The following is a 16,668-nucleotide window of genomic DNA, read 5'->3' as shown; positions in this document are numbered from 1 at the left end:
GCGATCCTGCCGCGATTGTCCATCGCGTGACAAGTCCGCCGGTTTCTGGCTCTAATCCGGCGCTCTACCCCCGTTCCCCTGTCCCAGCGCTCGTCCGGAGGCGCCGTGCTCGCATCCCCCCTGTCCTTGCTCGCCGTCGCCGTCGGCGGTGCCGCCGGTTCGGTGGCGCGCTACCTGATGCTGCTCGTGATCGCACAATGGATCGGCAGCCGCTTTCCGGTGGGAACGATCATCGTAAACGTGATTGGTTGCACGGTGATGGGGGTGCTGTCGGAACTGGCGGCGCTGACATGGTCGCCGTCGCCCGAACTGCGCGCCTTCCTTCTGGTGGGCATCCTGGGCGGCTTCACCACCTTCTCCTCCTTCACGCTGGACATCGGTGTCCTCGTCGCCCGTGACGAGATCGCCGCGGCGGCGGGATACTTCCTCGCCTCGACGCTGTTCAGCGTGGTGGGCTTCTTTGCCGGCCTGTGGGCCGTGCGTTCTCTTGTTTCGGTGTCCCTCTGATGACTGACTCTCCCAAGCCCGCTGCCGATCACGCCGATACCACGTCGACCGAAGCCAAAGGCGACAGCAAGGTCGAAACCCGCATCGTCACGGCCGACGAGGCCGACATGCGGCTCGACCGCTGGTTCAAGCGCCATTTCCCCGACGTGAACCACAGCTACCTGCAAAAGCTGCTGCGCACCGGTCAGGTCCGTGTCGACGGCAAGCGGGCGGAGACCTCGACGCGGCTGGCGGCCAAGCAGGGTGTGCGCATCCCGCCGCTGGCCGCCTGGGCCGCACCGGTCAGGGGACCGGGTCAGGGGAGCAGCAAGCCCAAGGCCATGTCGGACAAGCAGATCGCCGAGTTGCAGGCGCTGGTGCTCTACCGCGACGCCGACGTGATCGCCATCAACAAGCCGCCCGGTCTGGCGGTGCAAGGCGGCACCGGCACCTCCAAGCATCTCGACGCCATGCTCGACGCCCTGCGTTTCGACGGCAACGAACGGCCGAAGCTGGTCCACCGGTTGGACAAGGACACCTCCGGCGTCCTGCTGCTGGCCCGCACCACCTTCGCCGCCAGCAAGCTGACGGAGCTGTTCCGCGGCAGTGCGGTGCGCAAGATCTACTGGGCCGTCACCGTCGGCGTGCCGACGCCCTACCAGGGCAAGATCGATCTGGCGCTGGCCAAGGAAGGCGGCCCGCATGGCGAGCGGGTGGCGGAGAACAAGGAAGAGGGCAAGCGCGCCCTTACCGTCTATTCGGTGCAGGAGAATGTCGGCAAGCAGGCGGCCTTCGTCGCCATGTGGCCGTTGACCGGGCGCACCCACCAGCTGCGGGTCCATATGGCCGCCGTCGGCACGCCGATCCTGGGCGATGGCAAATATGCGGGGCAGGGCGCCTTCCTGGCCGGCGGAGCCGAGGTGGCGAAGAAGCTGCACCTGCATGCCCGCCGGCTGATCCTGCCGCATCCGCGCGGCGGCAAGACCATCGACGTGATGGCGCCGCTGCCCGACCACATGCTGGCGACCTGGAAGTATTTCGGCTTCAGCCCCAACCTGCGCGACGACCCGTTCGAGAATTTCGAATGATGGCACCGCTGGGGAAATCGCCGCTGCGCCTCGCCCTCTTCGATTGCGACGGCACGCTGGTCGACAGCCAGTTCGCCATCATAGACGCCATGACGCGGGCTTGGGCCGAGCATGGGCTGGGTGAGCCCGAGCCGGCCGATGTCCGCCGCATGGTCGGGCTGTCGCTGGTCGAGGCGGTGGCGCTGCTGCTGCCGGAGCGGGATGCCGACCTGCATGTCGCGGTGGCGGAAAGCTACAAGCGCGCCTTCTCCAGCGCCCGCAGCCGCGGCGAGGTGGACGAACCGCTGTTCCCCGGCATCCTCGACACGCTGGCGGCGCTGGAGGAGGCCGGGGTTCTGCTGGGGGTCGCCACCGGCAAGTCGCGCCGTGGGCTGGACGCGGTGTTGAAGGGACACGGGCTGACCGAACGCTTCGTCACCTTGCAGACCGCCGATGTCGGTCCGGGCAAGCCCAACCCGCACATGGTGCAGCGTGCGCTGGCGGAGACCGGTGCGGAGGAGGCGGCGACGGTTGTGATCGGCGACACGACCTACGACATTCAGATGGCCCGCAACGCGCGGGTGCGGTCGGTCGGCGTCTCCTGGGGCTATCACGCGGTGCCGGAGTTGGAGCGGGCCGGGGCCGACCGGATCGTCCACCGTGGGCGCGACGTCGCCACCGCGGTGCTGGAGCTTTTGGAAGGGTAAGCGATGAAGCGTTTCTACAAGGCTGCGGGCGTCGGTGAGACCGAAGGCGGTTTCCGGGTCGAGCTGGACGGCCGCCCGGTGCGCAGCCCGGCCAAGGCGCCGCTGGTCTTCCCTAGCCGGGCGCTGGCCCAGGGCGTGGCCGACGAATGGGCGGCCCAGGGCGACCAGATCGACGCCCATTCCATGCCGCTGATGCAGCTGTCGAGCACCGCCGTCGACCTGATCCCGGTCAAGCGGCCGGAGATCGTCCCCGCCATCAGCGCCTACGCCGAAACCGACCTGCTGTGCTACCGCGCCGAACATCCCCAGCCGCTGGTGGAGCGGCAGGCCCTGCTCTGGCAGCCTCTGCTGGATTGGGCGGCGCTGACCTATGACACGCCGCTGCATGTTTGCGCCGGGCTGATGCCCAGGCCGCAGCCGGAGGAGGCTCTGGCCGCCCTGCGCCGGGTGGTGGAGCGGACGGACGACTGGTATCTGTCGGCGCTTCAGACCGCGACCGGCGTGTGCGGGTCGATCATCGTCGCGCTGGCCTTGCTGGAAGGCCGTCTCAGCGCCGAAGAGGCATTCGATGTCTCGCAGCTGGACGAAACCTACCAGATCGAGCAGTGGGGCGAAGACGCGGAGGCCACGAAACGCCGTGCGAACGTTCGCGCGGAGATCGTGGCCTGTCGGCGCTTCGTGGATTTGCTGCGGGGATGACGGGTGGGGGCGGATGCCCCCACCTCAAACCGCAGGCAACTCTTACTTCGTCGTGGTGGTGCCGGTCGTGGGGGCGGCGCCCGGGGCGACCGTTTCCTTCTCGGCCGGCTTACGATTCTTGTTCAGCGACGTCATGGTGTCGTCGTACTTGAAGTCCGGCATCGCCTTGACGTCGTCGCGGCTCATGCCGGCGAGGTTCAGGCGGTTGTTCTGCGAATCCCAGTTGGCGGCGCTGTAGTCGACCGCGACCTGCTTCTCGCCGATGCCGAGGAAGCCGCCGGAGCTGATCACCAGCTGCTTGGCCTGGCCGGTGCCGTCGAGGATGACATCGTCGACCTCACCGATCTTGTTGTTGTCGCGGCCATAGACGTTCTTGCCGATCAGTTCATCGGCGCTGGCGAGCTGGCCGCCCGTCGGACCGGACTTGGTCATGCCGCTGTTGGTCGTGCTGGTGGCGCTGTCCGGCGTTGCGCTGTTCGACATGCTGGACGTGGACGAGGACGGGTTGCCCACGGTCGGCGACGAGGTCTGCGCGACGGCGACGCCCGTCATGAGAGCCAGCGAGGCGGCGGTGACGATCAGGGTGCGACGCATGGGGTGGCTCCTTTGTCGTTGTGTCTGAGGACACCACAACAACAGGAGCGAAGCCCGTTTGATCACTCCTTCCGGGAACTCTTTCGGCGTGGGGCTAACCCTTCGTGGTATGGTCCCACCCGGGTTCGCGCGGCGTCAGAACCGCCGTCCCTGCCTGGAAGGTCAGCCCGTTCTCGGTCGCGCGCTGCACATCCTCCAGCCGCAGCAAAGCAAGCGCGGCGCCGTCGCGGCCGCTGCGCATCTCGCCGACGTCCTTGCCATCCAGCGTCACCGGAGTGCCGGCATCCGGCGCCGGTCCATCGACGGTGACCGGGAACAGCTTCTTCTTGATGAGGGCGCGGTACTTGGTGCGGGCGGTCAGCTCCTGCCCCATGTAGCAGCCCTTGTCCCAGGAAATCGCGTTCAGCGCGTCCATCCGGCTTTCCAGCGGGATCGATTTCTCCGGGATCAGGTCAAGTGTGCCGTCGGGGATGCCCAGCGACAGCCGAAGCCGGTCGTAGTCCACGACCTCGCGCGGCGCCAGACCGGCCGCCACCAATGCCGCAAGCCCGTCCGCCGGCAGGAACAGCCGGGCTCCCAGCGCCGGCAGCCGCGGGTCGGTGAAGGCGACCCCGCCGGCGAAAGCCCGCGCGGCACCCGGTTCGGCCGGTAGGCCCAGCGCCTCCAGCGCGCCGTCCCCGAAGGCGACGACCACGCGAAGCCGCTCCGTCCGGTCCTCCAGCGCGATTTTCGAGCGCAGCTTGTACATCTTCAGCCGGCGCAGCAGGTCGGCGCGACGATCCGTCTCAGGGTCCAGCAGCAGTGCGGCATCCGATTCCGCTCCCGACTCGACCAAGTTGAAATCATGAAGGAATTTGCCCTGCGGCGTCAGGAACAGGGCATAGGCGGCATGGTCCGGCGTAACCCGCAGCACGTCGTTGGACACCAGCCCTTGCAGGAACGCCTTGCGGTCCTCGCCGGTAACCGCCACCACGCTCCGCTGGTCCAGAACTGCGTAACCCGCCGACATCCTCGCCTCCACATCATCCAATCGACTGAAGTGTTGGGCGGAACGGCCCGGCTGGCAAGGGCTCGCCGCACTGCAATGCGCCCGGCAATGAGCTGGGCGAAGGGCTGGGTTGCAGGAGCCGACTGTGGCATGATGACCAAAGCGGCAGATGCATCACCGTTGGGCAGAGGATCGGCTGTTGACGGCCGGTGGTGCCGCCGGATTACTCTGTTGGTAGCGGTGGCACGGCTTTGGCAATGCCATACAGGTTTGACCTTTTTCCGGATTGCTCCTCCTTGCCTTCGCACGCCGAGACCTACCCCCCGGACGCTCCGCCGCCCCGTTTGGAGCTGCGCGGCATCACCAAGCGATTCCCAGGCTGTCTGGCCAACGACCATGTCGATCTCGTCCTGCAACCGGGTGAGATCCATGCGCTGCTGGGTGAGAACGGGGCCGGCAAGTCCACCCTGGTCAAGATGATCTACGGGGTGCTGCACCCCGATTCCGGGACCATGCTGTGGCAGGGGGCGGAAACGGTCGTTCCCGACCCGGCCGGCGCGCGCCGTCTCGGCATCGGCATGGTGTTCCAGCATTTCTCGCTGTTCGACACGCTGACGGTGACCGAGAACATCGCGCTCGGCCTCGACAATGCCGGGCCGATGGACCAGCTCGCCGGCCGCATCCGCGAGGTGTCGGAACGCTACGGTCTGGCGCTGGACCCCGGCCGCCACGTCTTCCACCTGTCGGTGGGCGAGCGCCAGCGGGTCGAGATCGTGCGCTGCCTGTTGCAGGATCCGAAGCTGCTGATCATGGACGAGCCGACCTCTGTCCTGACGCCGCAGGAGGCGGCCAAGCTGTTCGAGACACTGCGCGTCCTGGCGGCGGAAGGCTGCACGATCCTCTACATCTCGCACAAGCTGGAGGAAATCCGCGCCCTGTGCAGCCGCGCTACCGTGCTGCGCGCCGGCAAGGTGGTGGGCGCCGCCGATCCGCGGCGGGAAACCGCGCGCAGCCTCGCCGAGATGATGATGGGGGCGGAGCTGTCCACCCCCGAACGGCCGCCGCAGGGTGTGGCCGGCGTTGCCCGCCTGACGGTGCGCCACCTGTCCACAACCTCCGACAATCCTTTCGCCACCAACCTGAAGGACGTCAATTTCGAGGTCCGGGCGGGCGAGATCCTCGGCATCGCCGGTGTCGCCGGCAATGGGCAGGCGGAGCTGATGGCGGCCCTAAGTGGCGAGGCTCTGCTCGCCGACGCCGACGCCGTGGTGATCGAGGGCACGTCGGCCGGGCATCTCGGGCCGCGGGCGCGCCGGACGCTCGGCCTCGCCTTCGTGCCGGAGGAGCGGCTGGGCCGCGGTGCCGTGCCGGAACTGAGCCTGTCGGAGAACGCGCTGCTGTCTGGTTATGCCCGCGAGCCGCTGGTGCGCGGTGGCATGGTCCATTTCGCCCGCGCCCGTGCTTATGCCGAGACGATCATCCGCGGCTTCAACGTCGTGGCGCATGGTCATCGGGCGGAGGCGCGGTCGCTTTCGGGCGGCAATCTGCAGAAATTCATCATCGGCCGGGAAATCCTCCAGAAGCCCAAGCTACTGGTGGTCGGCCAGCCGACCTGGGGCGTCGATGCCGGCGCCGCCGCTGCGATCCACAAGGCGCTGATCGATCTGGCGCGCTCGGGGGCTGCCGTGCTGGTCATCAGCCAGGATCTGGACGAGCTGTTCGTGCTGAGCGACCGGATTTCCGTGCTGTTCCATGGCCGACTGTCCGACAGCCGGCCGACGCACGAGACGAGTGTGGAGCGCATCGGCCTGCTGATGGGCGGCCTGTTCGGCACGCCGCCGGACGAAGACGGGGAGATCACGCGTGCGGTCTGATGGTTTTTTGAGCACCGGAGACGCCGCATGAGCTTCATCCGTCTTGAACCGCGCGGGCAGGCGTCGAAGACCATGGTCTACGTCACCCCGCTGCTGGCGGTGGCGCTGACACTGCTCAGCGGTTTCATCCTGTTCCTGGCGATGGGCTTCGACCCGTTGAAGGCGCTCTATTCCTTCTTCGTCGCGCCGGTGATCTCGGTCCGCGGTGTCGGCGAACTGGTGGTGAAGGCGACGCCGCTCGTGCTGTGCGCCGTCGGGCTCGCCATCGGTTTCCGCGCCAATGTCTGGAACATCGGTGCCGAAGGGCAGCTGACGCTGGGCGCCATCACCGGCGGCGGGCTGGCGCTGGCCTTCTATGGCGAGGGCGGCTGGTGGCTGCTGCCGATGATGGTGATCGGCGGGGCCATCGGCGGGGCGGTCTGGGCGGCGGTGCCGGCCTTTCTGCGGCTGCGCTTCAACGCCAGCGAGATCCTGACCAGCTTGATGCTGAATTACGTGGCGCTGCTGCTGCTGAACTATCTGGTCCATGGTCCCTTCCGCGATCCCGACGGCTTCGCCTTCCCCGAATCGCGGCTGTTCGAAGCCGATGCGACGCTGCCGATCCTGTGGGCCGGAACCCGCGTCCATCTGGGGGCGCTGTTGGCCCTGCTGGCGGTGGCGGGCGGCTGGCTGCTGATCGCGCGGACCTTCATCGGCTTCCAGATCAAGGTGATCGGCCTGACCCCGGCCGCCGCCGGCTATGCCGGCTTCGACCAGAAGCGCATCGTCTGGCTGACCCTGCTGCTGTCGGGTGCGCTGGCCGGCATCGCCGGCATGGGCGAGGTCGCCGGTCCCATCGGCCAGATCACCGCCAGCATTTCGCCCGGCTACGGCTATACTGCCATCATCGTCGCCTTCCTCGGCCGGCTGCACCCGGTCGGCATCCTGCTGGCGGCGCTGCTGATGGCGCTGTCCTTCATCGGCGGCGAGGCGGCACAGATCGCCATGGGCCTGCCCAAGGCCATCACCGGAGTGTTCCAGGGCATGCTTCTGTTCTTCCTGCTGGCGAGCGATGTGCTGATCCGCTACCGGGTCCGCTTCGGTGCGCGGAGGGCTGCGGCATGAACGACCTTGCCCTGATCGGCCCGATCCTGGCCGCCATGTTCGCGGCGGCGACGCCGCTGCTGCTCGCCGCCTTGGGCGAGCTGGTGGTCGAGAAGTCGGGCGTCCTCAACCTGGGTGTCGAGGGCATGATGCTGGTCGGCGCCGTCTGCGGCTTCGCCGTGACGGTGCAGACCGGCAGCCCCGTCACCGGTTTCCTCGTCGCGGCCTTCGCCGGCGCTGCCACCGCCTCGCTGTTCGCCGTGCTGACCCTGTTCCTGCTCGCCAACCAAGTCGCCACCGGCCTTGCGCTGACCTTGTTCGGCGTCGGCCTGTCGGCGCTGATCGGCCAGGGCTTCGTCGGCATTCCGCTGGAGGGTCTGCCAAAGCTCCACATCCCCGGCCTGACCGACCTGCCGGTGGTGGGGCAGGCGCTGTTCGGCCAGGACATCATGGTCTATCTGGCTGTTGCCGCCGTCCCGCTGGTCCACCTGTTCCTCTACCGCAGCCGTGCCGGCCTCGTTCTGCGCGCGGTGGGAGAGAACCACACGGCCGCCCATGCGCTGGGCTACAAGGTCCTGCGCATCCGTTTCCTCGCCGTACTGTTCGGCGGCGCCATGGCCGGGTTGGGCGGCGCCTTCCTGTCGATGGACTACACGCCGATGTGGGCGGAGAACATGACCTCGGGCCGCGGCTGGATCGCGCTGGCGCTGGTGGTGTTCGCCACCTGGAAGCCGATGCGCGCCATGCTTGGCGCCTGGCTGTTCGGCGGCGTCACCATCCTGCAGCTTCATGTCCAGGGGCTGGGCATCGACGTGCCGTCGCAGCTCTTGTCGATGCTGCCGTATCTGGCTACCGTTCTGGTCCTGGTGCTGATTTCGCGGGACGTCGCCCGCATCCGCCTGAACGCGCCGGCCTGTCTGGGAAAACTGTTTCATCCCGATGCTTGACGCGTCGTTTCGAAAACGAAACAAAGCCCATATCTCACGACATCAAGAATAAGGAGCGTCGACGTGAACAGAAGGACGATGGGCAAGACGGTGCTGGGTCTGGCCGGTGCCGCGATCGCGCTGAGCGTGGGGCTGGGCGCGGGCATGGGCTCCGCCTTCGCGCAGGAGAAGCTGAAGGTCGGCTTCGTCTATGTCGGCCCGGTCAGCGACCATGGCTACAGCTATCAGCACGACCAGGGCCGTCTCGCCGTCGAGAAGGCGCTGGGCGACAAGGTCACCACCACCTTCGTCGAGAACGTGCCGGAAGGCGCCGACGCCGAGCGCGTGATCGAGCAGCTGGCGGCCAGCGGCCACAAGCTGATCTTCACCACCTCCTTCGGCTTCATGAACCCGACGCTGAAGGTGGCCAAGCGCCATCCCGACGTGAAGTTCGAGCATGCCACCGGCTACAAGCGCGCCGAGAACGTCGCGACCTACTCCGGCCGCTTCTATGAGGGCCGCACGGTAGTGGGCGCCATCGCCGGCAAGATGACCAAGTCGAACATCATCGGCTACATCGGCTCCTACCCGATTCCCGAGGTGGTCGGCGGCATCAACGCCTTCACCATCGCGCTGCGCGAGCAGAACCCGAAGGCCGAGGTCCGCGTGGTCTGGGTCAACAGCTGGTACGACCCCGGCAAGGAAGCCGAGGCGGCCAAGGCGCTGATCGACCAGGGTGCCGACATCATCGTCCAGCACACCGACAGCCCGGCCCCGATCCAGACCGCGCAGGAGCGTGGGCTGTGGTCGGTCGGCCAGTCGTCGGACATGACCCGCTTCGGTCCGAAGTCGCACCTGACCGCGATCGTCGAGGACTGGAACGGTTACTATGTTGACCGTGTGAAGGCGGTTCTCGACGGCAGTTGGAAGCCGGTCGACACCTGGGGCGGCATCAGCACCGGCATGGTCGAGCTGGCCCCCTATAACCCGGCCATTCCGGCCGACATCGTGAAGATGGCCGACCAAATCAAGGCCGACATCGTGTCCGGCAAGCGCCACTCCTTCCAGGGCCCGGTCAAGGACCAGTCCGGCAAGGTCGTGATCCCGGAAGGCAAGACCGCCACCGACGAGCAGATCCTGAAGATGGACTGGTACGTCGAAGGCGTGCAGGGCAAGGTTCCGAAGTAAGCACCGCATGGCGCTGCGGACCGGGGGCGGAAACCTCCGGTCCGCAGCGCCCATCGGTGATGTGGGGAGGTGGGCGATGGACGGAAGCAGCCTCTACGACCGCGATTTCTACGCCTGGGCAAACGAACAGGCCGCCCTTCTGCGGGCCGGCAAACTCGACTCGGCCGATATCGAGCACATCGCCGAGGAGATCGAGAGCATGGGCAAGACCGAGAAGCGGGAATTGGTCAGTCGGCTGCGTGTGCTCCTGCACCATTTGCTGAAATGGGAGCATCAACCGGCCCGCCGCGGTAACTCCTGGCGTCTTTCGATTGCCAACAGCCGCGACGAAATCGAAACGCACCTGCGGGACAATCCAAGCCTGAAGTCGAAGCTTGGCGAATCGATTGCCGATGCCTATCGGCTGGCGCGGCGCGACGCTGCGGCCGAAACGGGGATCGACGAAGCGGTGTTCGCCGTTCAGTGCCCGTGGAGCTTCGCCGAGATGATGGACGAGGGGTTCTGGCCGGAAGGCTGAGGTTCCGGCCGTCCCGCCCTTAAAGATACTCGCCCAGCAGGCGCAGGAACGGACGCGCTTCCTGCAGGACCAGGATGGTCTGGTGGAACAGGTCCTCGGGCGAGGCATGGTGTTCCAGACGGATTTCCGAGAACACGATGATCTTCTGTCCGCCCTGCACGATGAAGCGGACATGCGGCAGCCCTTCGATCCCGCGCAGGACCGCCAGCAGGGCGCGGCGGCGCTCCGGGGCCTGGGCGGTGTAGGGCACGTGGCCGACATCGGCCCAGATCTGGCAGATCGAGCCGCCGCCGTCCTCCGGCCCTTCATGCCGCACGGCGACGTTGAAGGGCAGGCCGTCGGCCATGAAGGTCAGCTTGCAGGGGCGGGGCGGTCTGGCGATGCCGAGAACGCCCTCGGGCGTCATCTCGATGGAGCCGGGATTGATGGGCAGGGCGCCGTCCGGCACTTCGGCCAGCGATTGAATGGTCTTCAGATCGGGAACGGACAAGGCGGCACGCTCGGCTTCAGGGTCGATGGAGACGACAGCATGGGCTCCGGCCGCTAAAATTCTGTAAAGGCTTGCAACGCACAGCTAGAATGGCTGTTCGCTTTGGTCTGAAAATACGAAGAAAGCAGGCGATGTCCGCCATCGATACCGTCGTCGTCCCCATCCACCGTGCCGGCTGGCCCTTCATCGCCGGTTTCGCGGTGGTCTCCCTGATCCTGGGCCTCGCCGTCTGGGCGCCGCTCGGCTGGATCGGCTTGGTGCTCACCCTGTGGTGCGCCTACTTCTTCCGCGATCCTGACCGGGTGACGCCGACGCGGCCCGGCCTGCTGGTCAGCCCGGCCGACGGGCGTGTCACCATGATCGTCCAGGCGGTTCCGCCGAAGGAACTCGGCATGGGGGACAAGGCGCTGACACGGATCAGCGTGTTCCTCAACGTCTTCAACGTCCACGTCAACCGTGTGCCGGCCGAAGGCATCATCGTGGCCGCCGAATACCACAAGGGCACCTTCGTCAACGCCGCGCTGGACAAGGCGAGCGACGAGAACGAGCGGATGGCCTTCCGCCACCGCCTGCCGGACGGGCGCGAGATCGCCTATGTCCAGATCGCCGGCCTGGTGGCGCGCCGCATCCTGTGGTGGGTCAAGGCCGGGCAGGAGGTGAAGGCGGGCGAACGGTTCGGCCTGATCCGATTCGGCAGCCGCACCGACATCTATCTGCCCGACGGCGTCGCCCCGCTGGTCTGCGTCGGCCAGACCGCCATCGGCGGCGAGACGATCCTGGCCGACCTGGACGGGACCGAAGCGCAGCGGCAGGGGGATGTGCGGCGATGAAACGACCGCCCGTCTTCCGCCAGCAGATCTTCCGCCCGCACCGGGCGCGCCGTCCCGGCCGGCCGCACCCGCGGCTGAAAGGACTGTCGATCAACCACCTGTTGCCGAACGTGCTGACGGTGCTGGCGCTCTGCTCCGGCCTGACCGCGATCCGATTCGCCATGCAGGAGCGGTGGGAGCCGGCGGTCATCGCCATCGTCATCGCCGCCATCCTGGATGCGCTGGACGGTCGGATCGCCCGCCTTCTGAACGGGCAGAGCAAGTTCGGGGCGGAACTGGACAGCCTGTCCGACGCCATCAGCTTCGGCGTCGCCCCAGCCTTCATGATGTATCTGTGGGGGCTGAACGGCGCGGGCAGCCTGGGCTGGATCGCCGCCATGGCCTATGCCGTGTGCTGCGCCTTGCGGCTGGCGCGCTTCAACTCACGGCTTGGCGTGGTCGATCTGCCGCCCTGGGCCTACAACTATTTCACCGGCGTGCCGGCGCCGGCCGGGGCCGGCCTCGTCCTGCTGCCGATGATCCTGGGGTTCGAGGTCGGTCCGGAGTTCCCCGGCCATCCGGCCGTCATCGTGCCGTGGACCCTGCTGATCGGCGGGCTGATGGTCAGCATCCTGCCGACCTTCTCCTTCAAGGGTGCGCGGGTCCCGGCCCATTGGGTGGTGCCGGCCCTGGCCGGCGTCGGGCTGCTGGCGGCGATGATGGTCAGCCAGCCCTGGTGGACGCTCTCCATCGTCGGCATCGCCTATATGGTCAGCCTGCCATTCTCCATCGCCCAGTTCCGCAAGCTGCAACGGGCTGCCGAACTGATGCGCACGGAGATCGATGAGCCGCTGCCGGAGACGCAGGAGGCCGATGTGCAGGAAGCCGGATCGCAGGCTCCGGAAGCAGCGACGCCCGAGGGCGAGGCACGGAAGCCGGTCTGACCGGCTTCCTCTCCCCTTTTCTATTCTGCCGCGGCCAATTCCGCGAACCGCTCGGCTGCCGCAACTTCGGCAGCCAGTTCGGTCACGGTGACGCGCGCCACCATCGGGATTTGCCCCAGGCAACGGCCGACATGGTCGGTTTCTGCCTTGGGCAAATCGCCGATTTCCATGGCGATGTCGAGCATGTCGTCGGTCAACCGGCTGTGCAGGGCCAGCGGGACCAATCCGCGCTTGGCGACATATTCCAGAACGCGGGGCAGGGTGCCGGGATCGGCGTCGGCGACCAGGGAGTAGACGACCCGGCGGCCGGGTGCTGTCGCGCGCGCGTCCGAAGCGGGCAAGGGGGCGGCATTCGAAGAATTGGCGTTCAGGGAATTGGTGTTCACGGTGCTGGACATGGCGTGATCGGGCCTTCAGACGGTTCTGCGGACTGGACGAGCGAAATCCCCGGCTCTCAAAGGAGAACCGGGCCGCTAATTCGCAGAATGCCGTCGATGCGATGCACGTTCATGGACAGGAGCCTAAGCGGCCACGCGCCGTCCGTCAACAGGGGCGAACTCGCCGAAAGATCGGCGGTGTCGCGTTCGGGGAGCGCCGGTGGGGCGACATCCCTCCTTGGTGGTGGCGAACCGTCACGTTCGAGCCGGACAGGAACAAAGTCCAGAGGATCCCGTTGAGGTTCCGCTTGTCCGTCACAAATGCTCCATCATAAGGGAGAGGGCCATGCTCGGCACGATTCTGCTCATCATCCTCATTCTGATGCTTCTCGGCGCCGTTCCGGCTTGGCCGCACAGCCGCGGCTGGGGCTATGGTCCCAGCGGCATCCTCGGCGTGCTGCTGATCGTCCTGATCGTTCTGCTGCTGATGGGCCGGATCTGATCCGCAACCTGTCGGCCTGATGCTATCTGCCCGATGGGCGGCGGGGCCGGCGGAGCGCAAACATCAGCCATCCGACCGGCCCCAGCATCAGCACCATCACCAGCCACCCGGCGCGCGGTCCGAACGGGCAGCGCGACCCGGCCGGCGGCCGCCACCCGCCACCCCGGCGCGACAAGGCCACATGCAGCAGTGGCAGCCCGTACAGGGCGAACAGGATCAGCCAGGGGATCGCGGCCCAGGGAATCATGGCGGAAAGATCGGCATTCATCCTCCGACGATAGCATCAATCTCCAGGCTGTTGCGGCCGATCGTCACGGCATAATGCGGATGCATGCAGCCTCGGTTGCGCTGCACACAGGGCAACGAGGTTGAAGCCGGTGGGGACTTTCGGCTAGGGTCGTCGACAAGATCGTCCGAAGGGCCTAGCCATGGCACTGGAAATCGAGCGGCGTTTTCTCGTCCGCAAGGATGTCCGGCATCTCTGCCGGAATGGCGTCCGAATGGTCCAGGGATACCTGCCGTCCGACGGCGTCAGCACGGTCCGCGTCCGCATCGCGGAAGACCGCGCGACTCTCACCATCAAATCGCTGAAGCGCGGAGCTTGCCGGGACGAGGTGGAACACCCCCTGGATCTGGATTTCGCCCGCCAGCTTCTTCTCCACAGCTGCGAAGGCCGGGTGATCGAAAAGACCCGCTACCGCCATTGCCAGGACGGCCTGTGCTGGGAGATCGATGTCTTCGACGGCGAGAACTCCGGCCTCGTCATTGCAGAGGTCGAATTGGAGACCCCCGACCAGACGGTGCCGCTGCCGGACTGGATCGGCGCGGAGGTCACCACGCTGCGTGCCTACGGCAACTCCGCCCTTTCCCGTGCGCCGATCCGGCGCTGGTCCGCCGCCGCTTGAAGGGTCGCGTGTGGGCGCGACCCGAGCGGCGATAAGCCAGCAGAGGGGGTCAGGCCGTCCGCACCTTGTTCAGGAAACCCTGAACCTCGCCGCGCAGGCGGTCGGCCTGGGTCGCGAGGGTGCGGCTGGCGTCTAGAACCGCATCGGCGGCGCCGCCGGTCTTGGTGGCAGCGGTGGTCACCTCGGCGATGTTGCGCATCACCTGCTGGGTGCCTTCTGCCGCCTGCTGGACATTCTGGGCGATCTCGCGCGTGGCGCTGCCCTGCTGCTCCATTTCGAGCGCGATGTCCGTCACCGTGCCGCTGATCGCGGTTACCGCGTCGGAAATGGTGCGGATGGCCTCCACCGCGCTGGTGGTGGCGGTCTGCATCTCCGCGACCTGGGCGGAAATCTCCTCGGTCGCCTTGGCGGTCTGGCCGGCGAGGTTCTTGACCTCGGTCGCCACCACGGCGAAGCCCTTGCCGGCCTCGCCGGCGCGGGCGGCTTCGATGGTGGCGTTGAGCGCCAGGAGGTTGGTCTGCTCGGCGATCTCGCCGATCAGGCCGACGACCTGACCGATGCGCTCGGCGGCCATCGACAGACCCTCGACGATGCTGTTGGTCTGCACCGCCTTGTCGGCTGCCCCCGACGCGGTGGCGGAGCTGGCATTCAGCTGGCGCGAGATTTCGGCGATGGAGGCCGACAGCTGTTCCGCCGCCGCGGCGACGGTCTGCACATTCGCGGTCGCCTGCTGCGAGGCGGTGGCGACGGCGGTGGATTTCGCCGTGGTCAGCGCCGCGTCCGACGACATCTCCTGCGCATCGCGGCCCAGCGAGCCGGCCGATTCGGTCAGCGAGGTCACCACGCCCGACACCGCCTGTTCGAAGCCGTTGGCGAACTCGTTCATCGTCCGGCGGCGGTCGGCGTCGATCTGGATGCGCATCTCCTCCCTCTCGCGCTCCATCCGCCGCATCTCCAGGGCGTTGTCCTTGAAGATGGTCATGGCGGCGGCCATGTTGCGCAGCTCGTCCTTGCGGTCGCCACCGGGAATGTCGACGCTCAGGTCGCCTTCGGCGAGCCGTCCCATGGCGCCGGTCATGGCGTGCAGCGGGTGGGTGATGGCGCGGTCGATGATCCAGGCCATCAATGCGCCCAGCAGCAGCGCCACCGCCGCACCGATGGCGATCACCATGCCGGCGCTGGCGCGGCCGGCCTCGCGATCCTCGCGCTGCAGGGTGACCAGCCGTCCGACCTGACCGCTGACCGCGGCCGATGCCTTGGCCATCGCCACCGACGCATCGTGCTGCTTGGCGACGGCAGAGGACAGTGCGGTGAATTCCGAGTCGAAAGCGCGGGCGGCCTCGGTGATGGCGGCGATCAGCGCCCGCCCTTCCCGATCGACCAGGGCGGCGCCGGCCTGTCCGGCAATCGCCAGGATCTCCTTCACCGCGGCGGCGGCCGCGACTTTGGCGTCCGCCGAGCCGGTCAGCAGGAAATCGCGCTGGGCCAGCATCGCCGATTGGGCGTCCTGCACCAGCCGCATCGCCAGACCGCGCAGCATGACGGCCTCGTTCACCTCGCTCTGGGCGTATTTCGAGGCTTCGGTCAGCGCTTCGGTCACCATGGCCTGGTTCTTCTGAAGCTCCATGGCGCGCTCCTGCACGCCGCGGGCCGCCTCGTCCAGTCCGGTGGCCACGCCGACCTCGGTCAGCGCGGCGATGCCCTTGCCATGCAGGGCGCGCACGGTGTCGTGGTAGGCGCGGGCGTCGCCGGCGATCCGGGCAGCGGATTCCTCGTCATTGGTGCCGACGAGGTCCTTGGCGACGGTGTCGGTGATCTGCACCAGCTCGTCCAGCGCCGCGACGATACGGTCGGCCAGGGCCTGATCGGCGTTGCGGCGCAGATCGCTCTGCTGGCGCCGGACCTCCAGCACCCGTTCGATGACGCGGTTCGCGCGCTCTGCCGTGTCCATGCTGTGGCGCAGCTCGGTGTCGGCGTCGCGCTTGCTGGCCATATTCAGGTCATAGCGCTCCGATTGCTGCTTGCCGATCTTCTCGGCGATCTCGCGCAGGGCACGGGCGCGCATTTCCATGCTGGCGGTGCGCGCATGCGCCTCACCGTCCTGGGCGACGAAATTGTTGAAGGCGGCGCGGTAGCCGTCGATGCCGGACAGCACCTCGTCCAGCAGCCGGCGTCCTTCGCCGTCGGTCAGGGCGGCGCGAGTCTGCTGCGCTTCGGCCTGCAGGGCGTCCAGCATGCCCGGGACATTGGTCGCGGCCTTGGCGTCGCGTTCGGTGACGAATCGCGCCTCCTCCAGCCGCACCGACTTCAGCCTCGTGTCGAGGTCGGCGGTATGGGCTTCCAGACCGACCCTTTCGGCGTAGGTGCTCAGGCTGTTCCAGCCGACGAACGCCACGCCAACCGTCAGGAGCAGCACGGCAGCAAAGCCAAGTGCGATCCGCGTTCCGATCGTCATGGATTATGGACTCCCCGATGGCATCGCAAGTGGCGATGCTTCTCCCCGTTCATTGGG

The 16,668-nt window shown here is 67.3% G+C and carries 19 protein-coding genes; 13 read left to right on the top strand and 6 right to left on the bottom strand.

The window, feature by feature from the left end; translation table 11 throughout:
- Positions 1-105: 105 nt before the first annotated feature.
- From crcB to ABNQ39_RS08080, 4 genes are read left to right on the top strand one after another with little or no spacing between them, the layout of a single operon-like run.
- Entirely contained in the window at positions 106-507 is a 402-nt protein-coding gene (gene crcB, locus ABNQ39_RS08095) for a fluoride efflux transporter CrcB (RefSeq protein ID WP_376956696.1), read from the top strand.
- Positions 507-1,574, top strand: coding sequence for an RluA family pseudouridine synthase (locus ABNQ39_RS08090; protein ID WP_376956694.1), 1,068 nt, complete (start codon positions 507-509; stop codon positions 1,572-1,574). Before crcB ends, ABNQ39_RS08090 begins: the two co-directional genes overlap by 1 nt.
- Positions 1,574-2,260, top strand: a complete 687-nt coding sequence (locus ABNQ39_RS08085) for an HAD-IA family hydrolase (RefSeq protein ID WP_376959769.1) — start codon at positions 1,574-1,576, stop codon at positions 2,258-2,260. Before ABNQ39_RS08090 ends, ABNQ39_RS08085 begins: the two co-directional genes overlap by 1 nt.
- Positions 2,261-2,263: 3 nt before the next feature.
- Entirely contained in the window at positions 2,264-2,959 is a 696-nt protein-coding gene (locus ABNQ39_RS08080; protein WP_376956692.1) for an ATP12 family chaperone protein, read from the top strand.
- A 42-nt stretch (positions 2,960-3,001) separates the two neighbouring features.
- Here ABNQ39_RS08080 and ABNQ39_RS08075 read toward each other — a convergent pair whose 3' ends face one another.
- Together ABNQ39_RS08075 and ABNQ39_RS08070 are read right to left on the bottom strand one after the other, a co-directional pair.
- On the bottom strand, positions 3,002-3,553 hold the full coding sequence (locus tag ABNQ39_RS08075; protein WP_376956690.1) for a PRC-barrel domain-containing protein: 552 nt from the start codon (positions 3,551-3,553) through the stop codon (positions 3,002-3,004).
- Between the two features lie 94 nt (positions 3,554-3,647).
- Positions 3,648-4,562 carry a CAF17-like 4Fe-4S cluster assembly/insertion protein YgfZ gene (locus ABNQ39_RS08070; RefSeq protein ID WP_376956688.1) on the bottom strand — a complete coding sequence of 305 codons (915 nt, stop codon included), beginning with the start codon at positions 4,560-4,562 and terminating at the stop codon, positions 3,648-3,650.
- Positions 4,563-4,837: 275 nt separating this feature from the next.
- Here ABNQ39_RS08070 and ABNQ39_RS08065 point away from each other — a divergent pair, with 275 nt between their 5' ends.
- From ABNQ39_RS08065 to ABNQ39_RS08045, 5 genes are all read left to right on the top strand, one after another.
- Positions 4,838-6,415: an ABC transporter ATP-binding protein gene (locus ABNQ39_RS08065; RefSeq protein WP_376956686.1), complete on the top strand. Its 1,578-nt coding sequence runs from the start codon at positions 4,838-4,840 to the stop codon at positions 6,413-6,415.
- Positions 6,416-6,442: 27 nt separating this feature from the next.
- A complete protein-coding gene (locus ABNQ39_RS08060) occupies positions 6,443-7,519 on the top strand; it encodes an ABC transporter permease (protein WP_376956684.1) in 1,077 nt (358 codons plus the stop codon).
- Complete coding sequence (locus tag ABNQ39_RS08055) at positions 7,516-8,445, top strand: ABC transporter permease (protein ID WP_376956682.1); 930 nt, start codon at positions 7,516-7,518, stop codon at positions 8,443-8,445. The genes ABNQ39_RS08060 and ABNQ39_RS08055 overlap by 4 nt, the downstream gene beginning before the upstream one ends.
- A 78-nt stretch (positions 8,446-8,523) precedes the next feature.
- On the top strand, positions 8,524-9,612 hold the full coding sequence (locus ABNQ39_RS08050; RefSeq protein WP_376959768.1) for a BMP family ABC transporter substrate-binding protein: 1,089 nt from the start codon (positions 8,524-8,526) through the stop codon (positions 9,610-9,612).
- A gap of 76 nt (positions 9,613-9,688) precedes the next feature.
- The gene (locus tag ABNQ39_RS08045) at positions 9,689-10,129 is read left to right on the top strand and encodes a DUF29 domain-containing protein (protein WP_376956680.1); all 441 of its coding nucleotides are present in this window, start codon (positions 9,689-9,691) and stop codon (positions 10,127-10,129) included.
- Positions 10,130-10,148: 19 nt separating this feature from the next.
- Here ABNQ39_RS08045 and ABNQ39_RS08040 read toward each other — a convergent pair whose 3' ends face one another.
- The gene (locus ABNQ39_RS08040; protein ID WP_376956678.1) at positions 10,149-10,619 is read right to left on the bottom strand and encodes a hypothetical protein; all 471 of its coding nucleotides are present in this window, start codon (positions 10,617-10,619) and stop codon (positions 10,149-10,151) included.
- Positions 10,620-10,750: 131 nt separating this feature from the next.
- Here ABNQ39_RS08040 and ABNQ39_RS08035 point away from each other — a divergent pair, with 131 nt between their 5' ends.
- The gene (locus ABNQ39_RS08035; RefSeq protein WP_376956676.1) at positions 10,751-11,449 is read left to right on the top strand and encodes a phosphatidylserine decarboxylase; all 699 of its coding nucleotides are present in this window, start codon (positions 10,751-10,753) and stop codon (positions 11,447-11,449) included.
- Positions 11,446-12,372 carry a CDP-alcohol phosphatidyltransferase family protein gene (locus ABNQ39_RS08030; protein ID WP_376956674.1) on the top strand — a complete coding sequence of 309 codons (927 nt, stop codon included), beginning with the start codon at positions 11,446-11,448 and terminating at the stop codon, positions 12,370-12,372. The genes ABNQ39_RS08035 and ABNQ39_RS08030 overlap by 4 nt, the downstream gene beginning before the upstream one ends.
- Positions 12,373-12,392: 20 nt before the next feature.
- Here ABNQ39_RS08030 and ABNQ39_RS08025 read toward each other — a convergent pair whose 3' ends face one another.
- Positions 12,393-12,770, bottom strand: coding sequence for a hypothetical protein (locus tag ABNQ39_RS08025; RefSeq protein WP_376956672.1), 378 nt, complete (start codon positions 12,768-12,770; stop codon positions 12,393-12,395).
- A 325-nt stretch (positions 12,771-13,095) separates the two neighbouring features.
- On the opposite strand from ABNQ39_RS08025, the gene ABNQ39_RS08020 reads away from it, so the two are divergent.
- A complete protein-coding gene (locus tag ABNQ39_RS08020) occupies positions 13,096-13,251 on the top strand; it encodes a DUF3309 family protein (RefSeq protein ID WP_042694949.1) in 156 nt (51 codons plus the stop codon).
- Between the two features lie 22 nt (positions 13,252-13,273).
- On the opposite strand, the gene ABNQ39_RS08015 is transcribed toward ABNQ39_RS08020, so the two are convergent.
- On the bottom strand, positions 13,274-13,498 hold the full coding sequence (locus tag ABNQ39_RS08015; protein WP_247872832.1) for a hypothetical protein: 225 nt from the start codon (positions 13,496-13,498) through the stop codon (positions 13,274-13,276).
- A gap of 181 nt (positions 13,499-13,679) precedes the next feature.
- Between ABNQ39_RS08015 and ABNQ39_RS08010 the strand changes: the two genes are divergently transcribed.
- Entirely contained in the window at positions 13,680-14,156 is a 477-nt protein-coding gene (locus ABNQ39_RS08010; protein WP_376956671.1) for a CYTH domain-containing protein, read from the top strand.
- 49 nt (positions 14,157-14,205) lie between these two features.
- On the opposite strand, the gene ABNQ39_RS08005 is transcribed toward ABNQ39_RS08010, so the two are convergent.
- Complete coding sequence (locus tag ABNQ39_RS08005) at positions 14,206-16,611, bottom strand: methyl-accepting chemotaxis protein (RefSeq protein WP_376956669.1); 2,406 nt, start codon at positions 16,609-16,611, stop codon at positions 14,206-14,208.
- Positions 16,612-16,668: the final 57 nt, after the last annotated feature.

The organism is Azospirillum sp. A26 (genome assembly GCF_042604635.1).
Lineage (GTDB): Bacteria > Pseudomonadota > Alphaproteobacteria > Azospirillales > Azospirillaceae > Azospirillum > Azospirillum palustre.
This window is presented reverse-complemented; position numbering and strand designations above follow the sequence as displayed.

Coding starts and splice junctions, on each gene's coding strand:
- ABNQ39_RS08090 (WP_376956694.1), top strand. CDS start 507: ATGACTGACTCTCCCAAGCCCGCTGCCGATCACGCCGATACCACGTCG.
- ABNQ39_RS08085 (WP_376959769.1), top strand. CDS start 1,574: ATGGCACCGCTGGGGAAATCGCCGCTGCGCCTCGCCCTCTTCGATTGC.
- ABNQ39_RS08080 (WP_376956692.1), top strand. CDS start 2,264: ATGAAGCGTTTCTACAAGGCTGCGGGCGTCGGTGAGACCGAAGGCGGT.
- ABNQ39_RS08075 (WP_376956690.1), bottom strand. CDS start 3,553: ATGCGTCGCACCCTGATCGTCACCGCCGCCTCGCTGGCTCTCATGACG.
- ABNQ39_RS08070 (WP_376956688.1), bottom strand. CDS start 4,562: ATGTCGGCGGGTTACGCAGTTCTGGACCAGCGGAGCGTGGTGGCGGTT.
- ABNQ39_RS08060 (WP_376956684.1), top strand. CDS start 6,443: ATGAGCTTCATCCGTCTTGAACCGCGCGGGCAGGCGTCGAAGACCATG.
- ABNQ39_RS08055 (WP_376956682.1), top strand. CDS start 7,516: ATGAACGACCTTGCCCTGATCGGCCCGATCCTGGCCGCCATGTTCGCG.
- ABNQ39_RS08050 (WP_376959768.1), top strand. CDS start 8,524: ATGGGCAAGACGGTGCTGGGTCTGGCCGGTGCCGCGATCGCGCTGAGC.
- ABNQ39_RS08045 (WP_376956680.1), top strand. CDS start 9,689: ATGGACGGAAGCAGCCTCTACGACCGCGATTTCTACGCCTGGGCAAAC.
- ABNQ39_RS08035 (WP_376956676.1), top strand. CDS start 10,751: ATGTCCGCCATCGATACCGTCGTCGTCCCCATCCACCGTGCCGGCTGG.
- ABNQ39_RS08030 (WP_376956674.1), top strand. CDS start 11,446: ATGAAACGACCGCCCGTCTTCCGCCAGCAGATCTTCCGCCCGCACCGG.
- ABNQ39_RS08025 (WP_376956672.1), bottom strand. CDS start 12,770: ATGTCCAGCACCGTGAACACCAATTCCCTGAACGCCAATTCTTCGAAT.
- ABNQ39_RS08020 (WP_042694949.1), top strand. CDS start 13,096: ATGCTCGGCACGATTCTGCTCATCATCCTCATTCTGATGCTTCTCGGC.
- ABNQ39_RS08015 (WP_247872832.1), bottom strand. CDS start 13,498: ATGATTCCCTGGGCCGCGATCCCCTGGCTGATCCTGTTCGCCCTGTAC.
- ABNQ39_RS08010 (WP_376956671.1), top strand. CDS start 13,680: ATGGCACTGGAAATCGAGCGGCGTTTTCTCGTCCGCAAGGATGTCCGG.
- ABNQ39_RS08005 (WP_376956669.1), bottom strand. CDS start 16,611: ATGACGATCGGAACGCGGATCGCACTTGGCTTTGCTGCCGTGCTGCTC.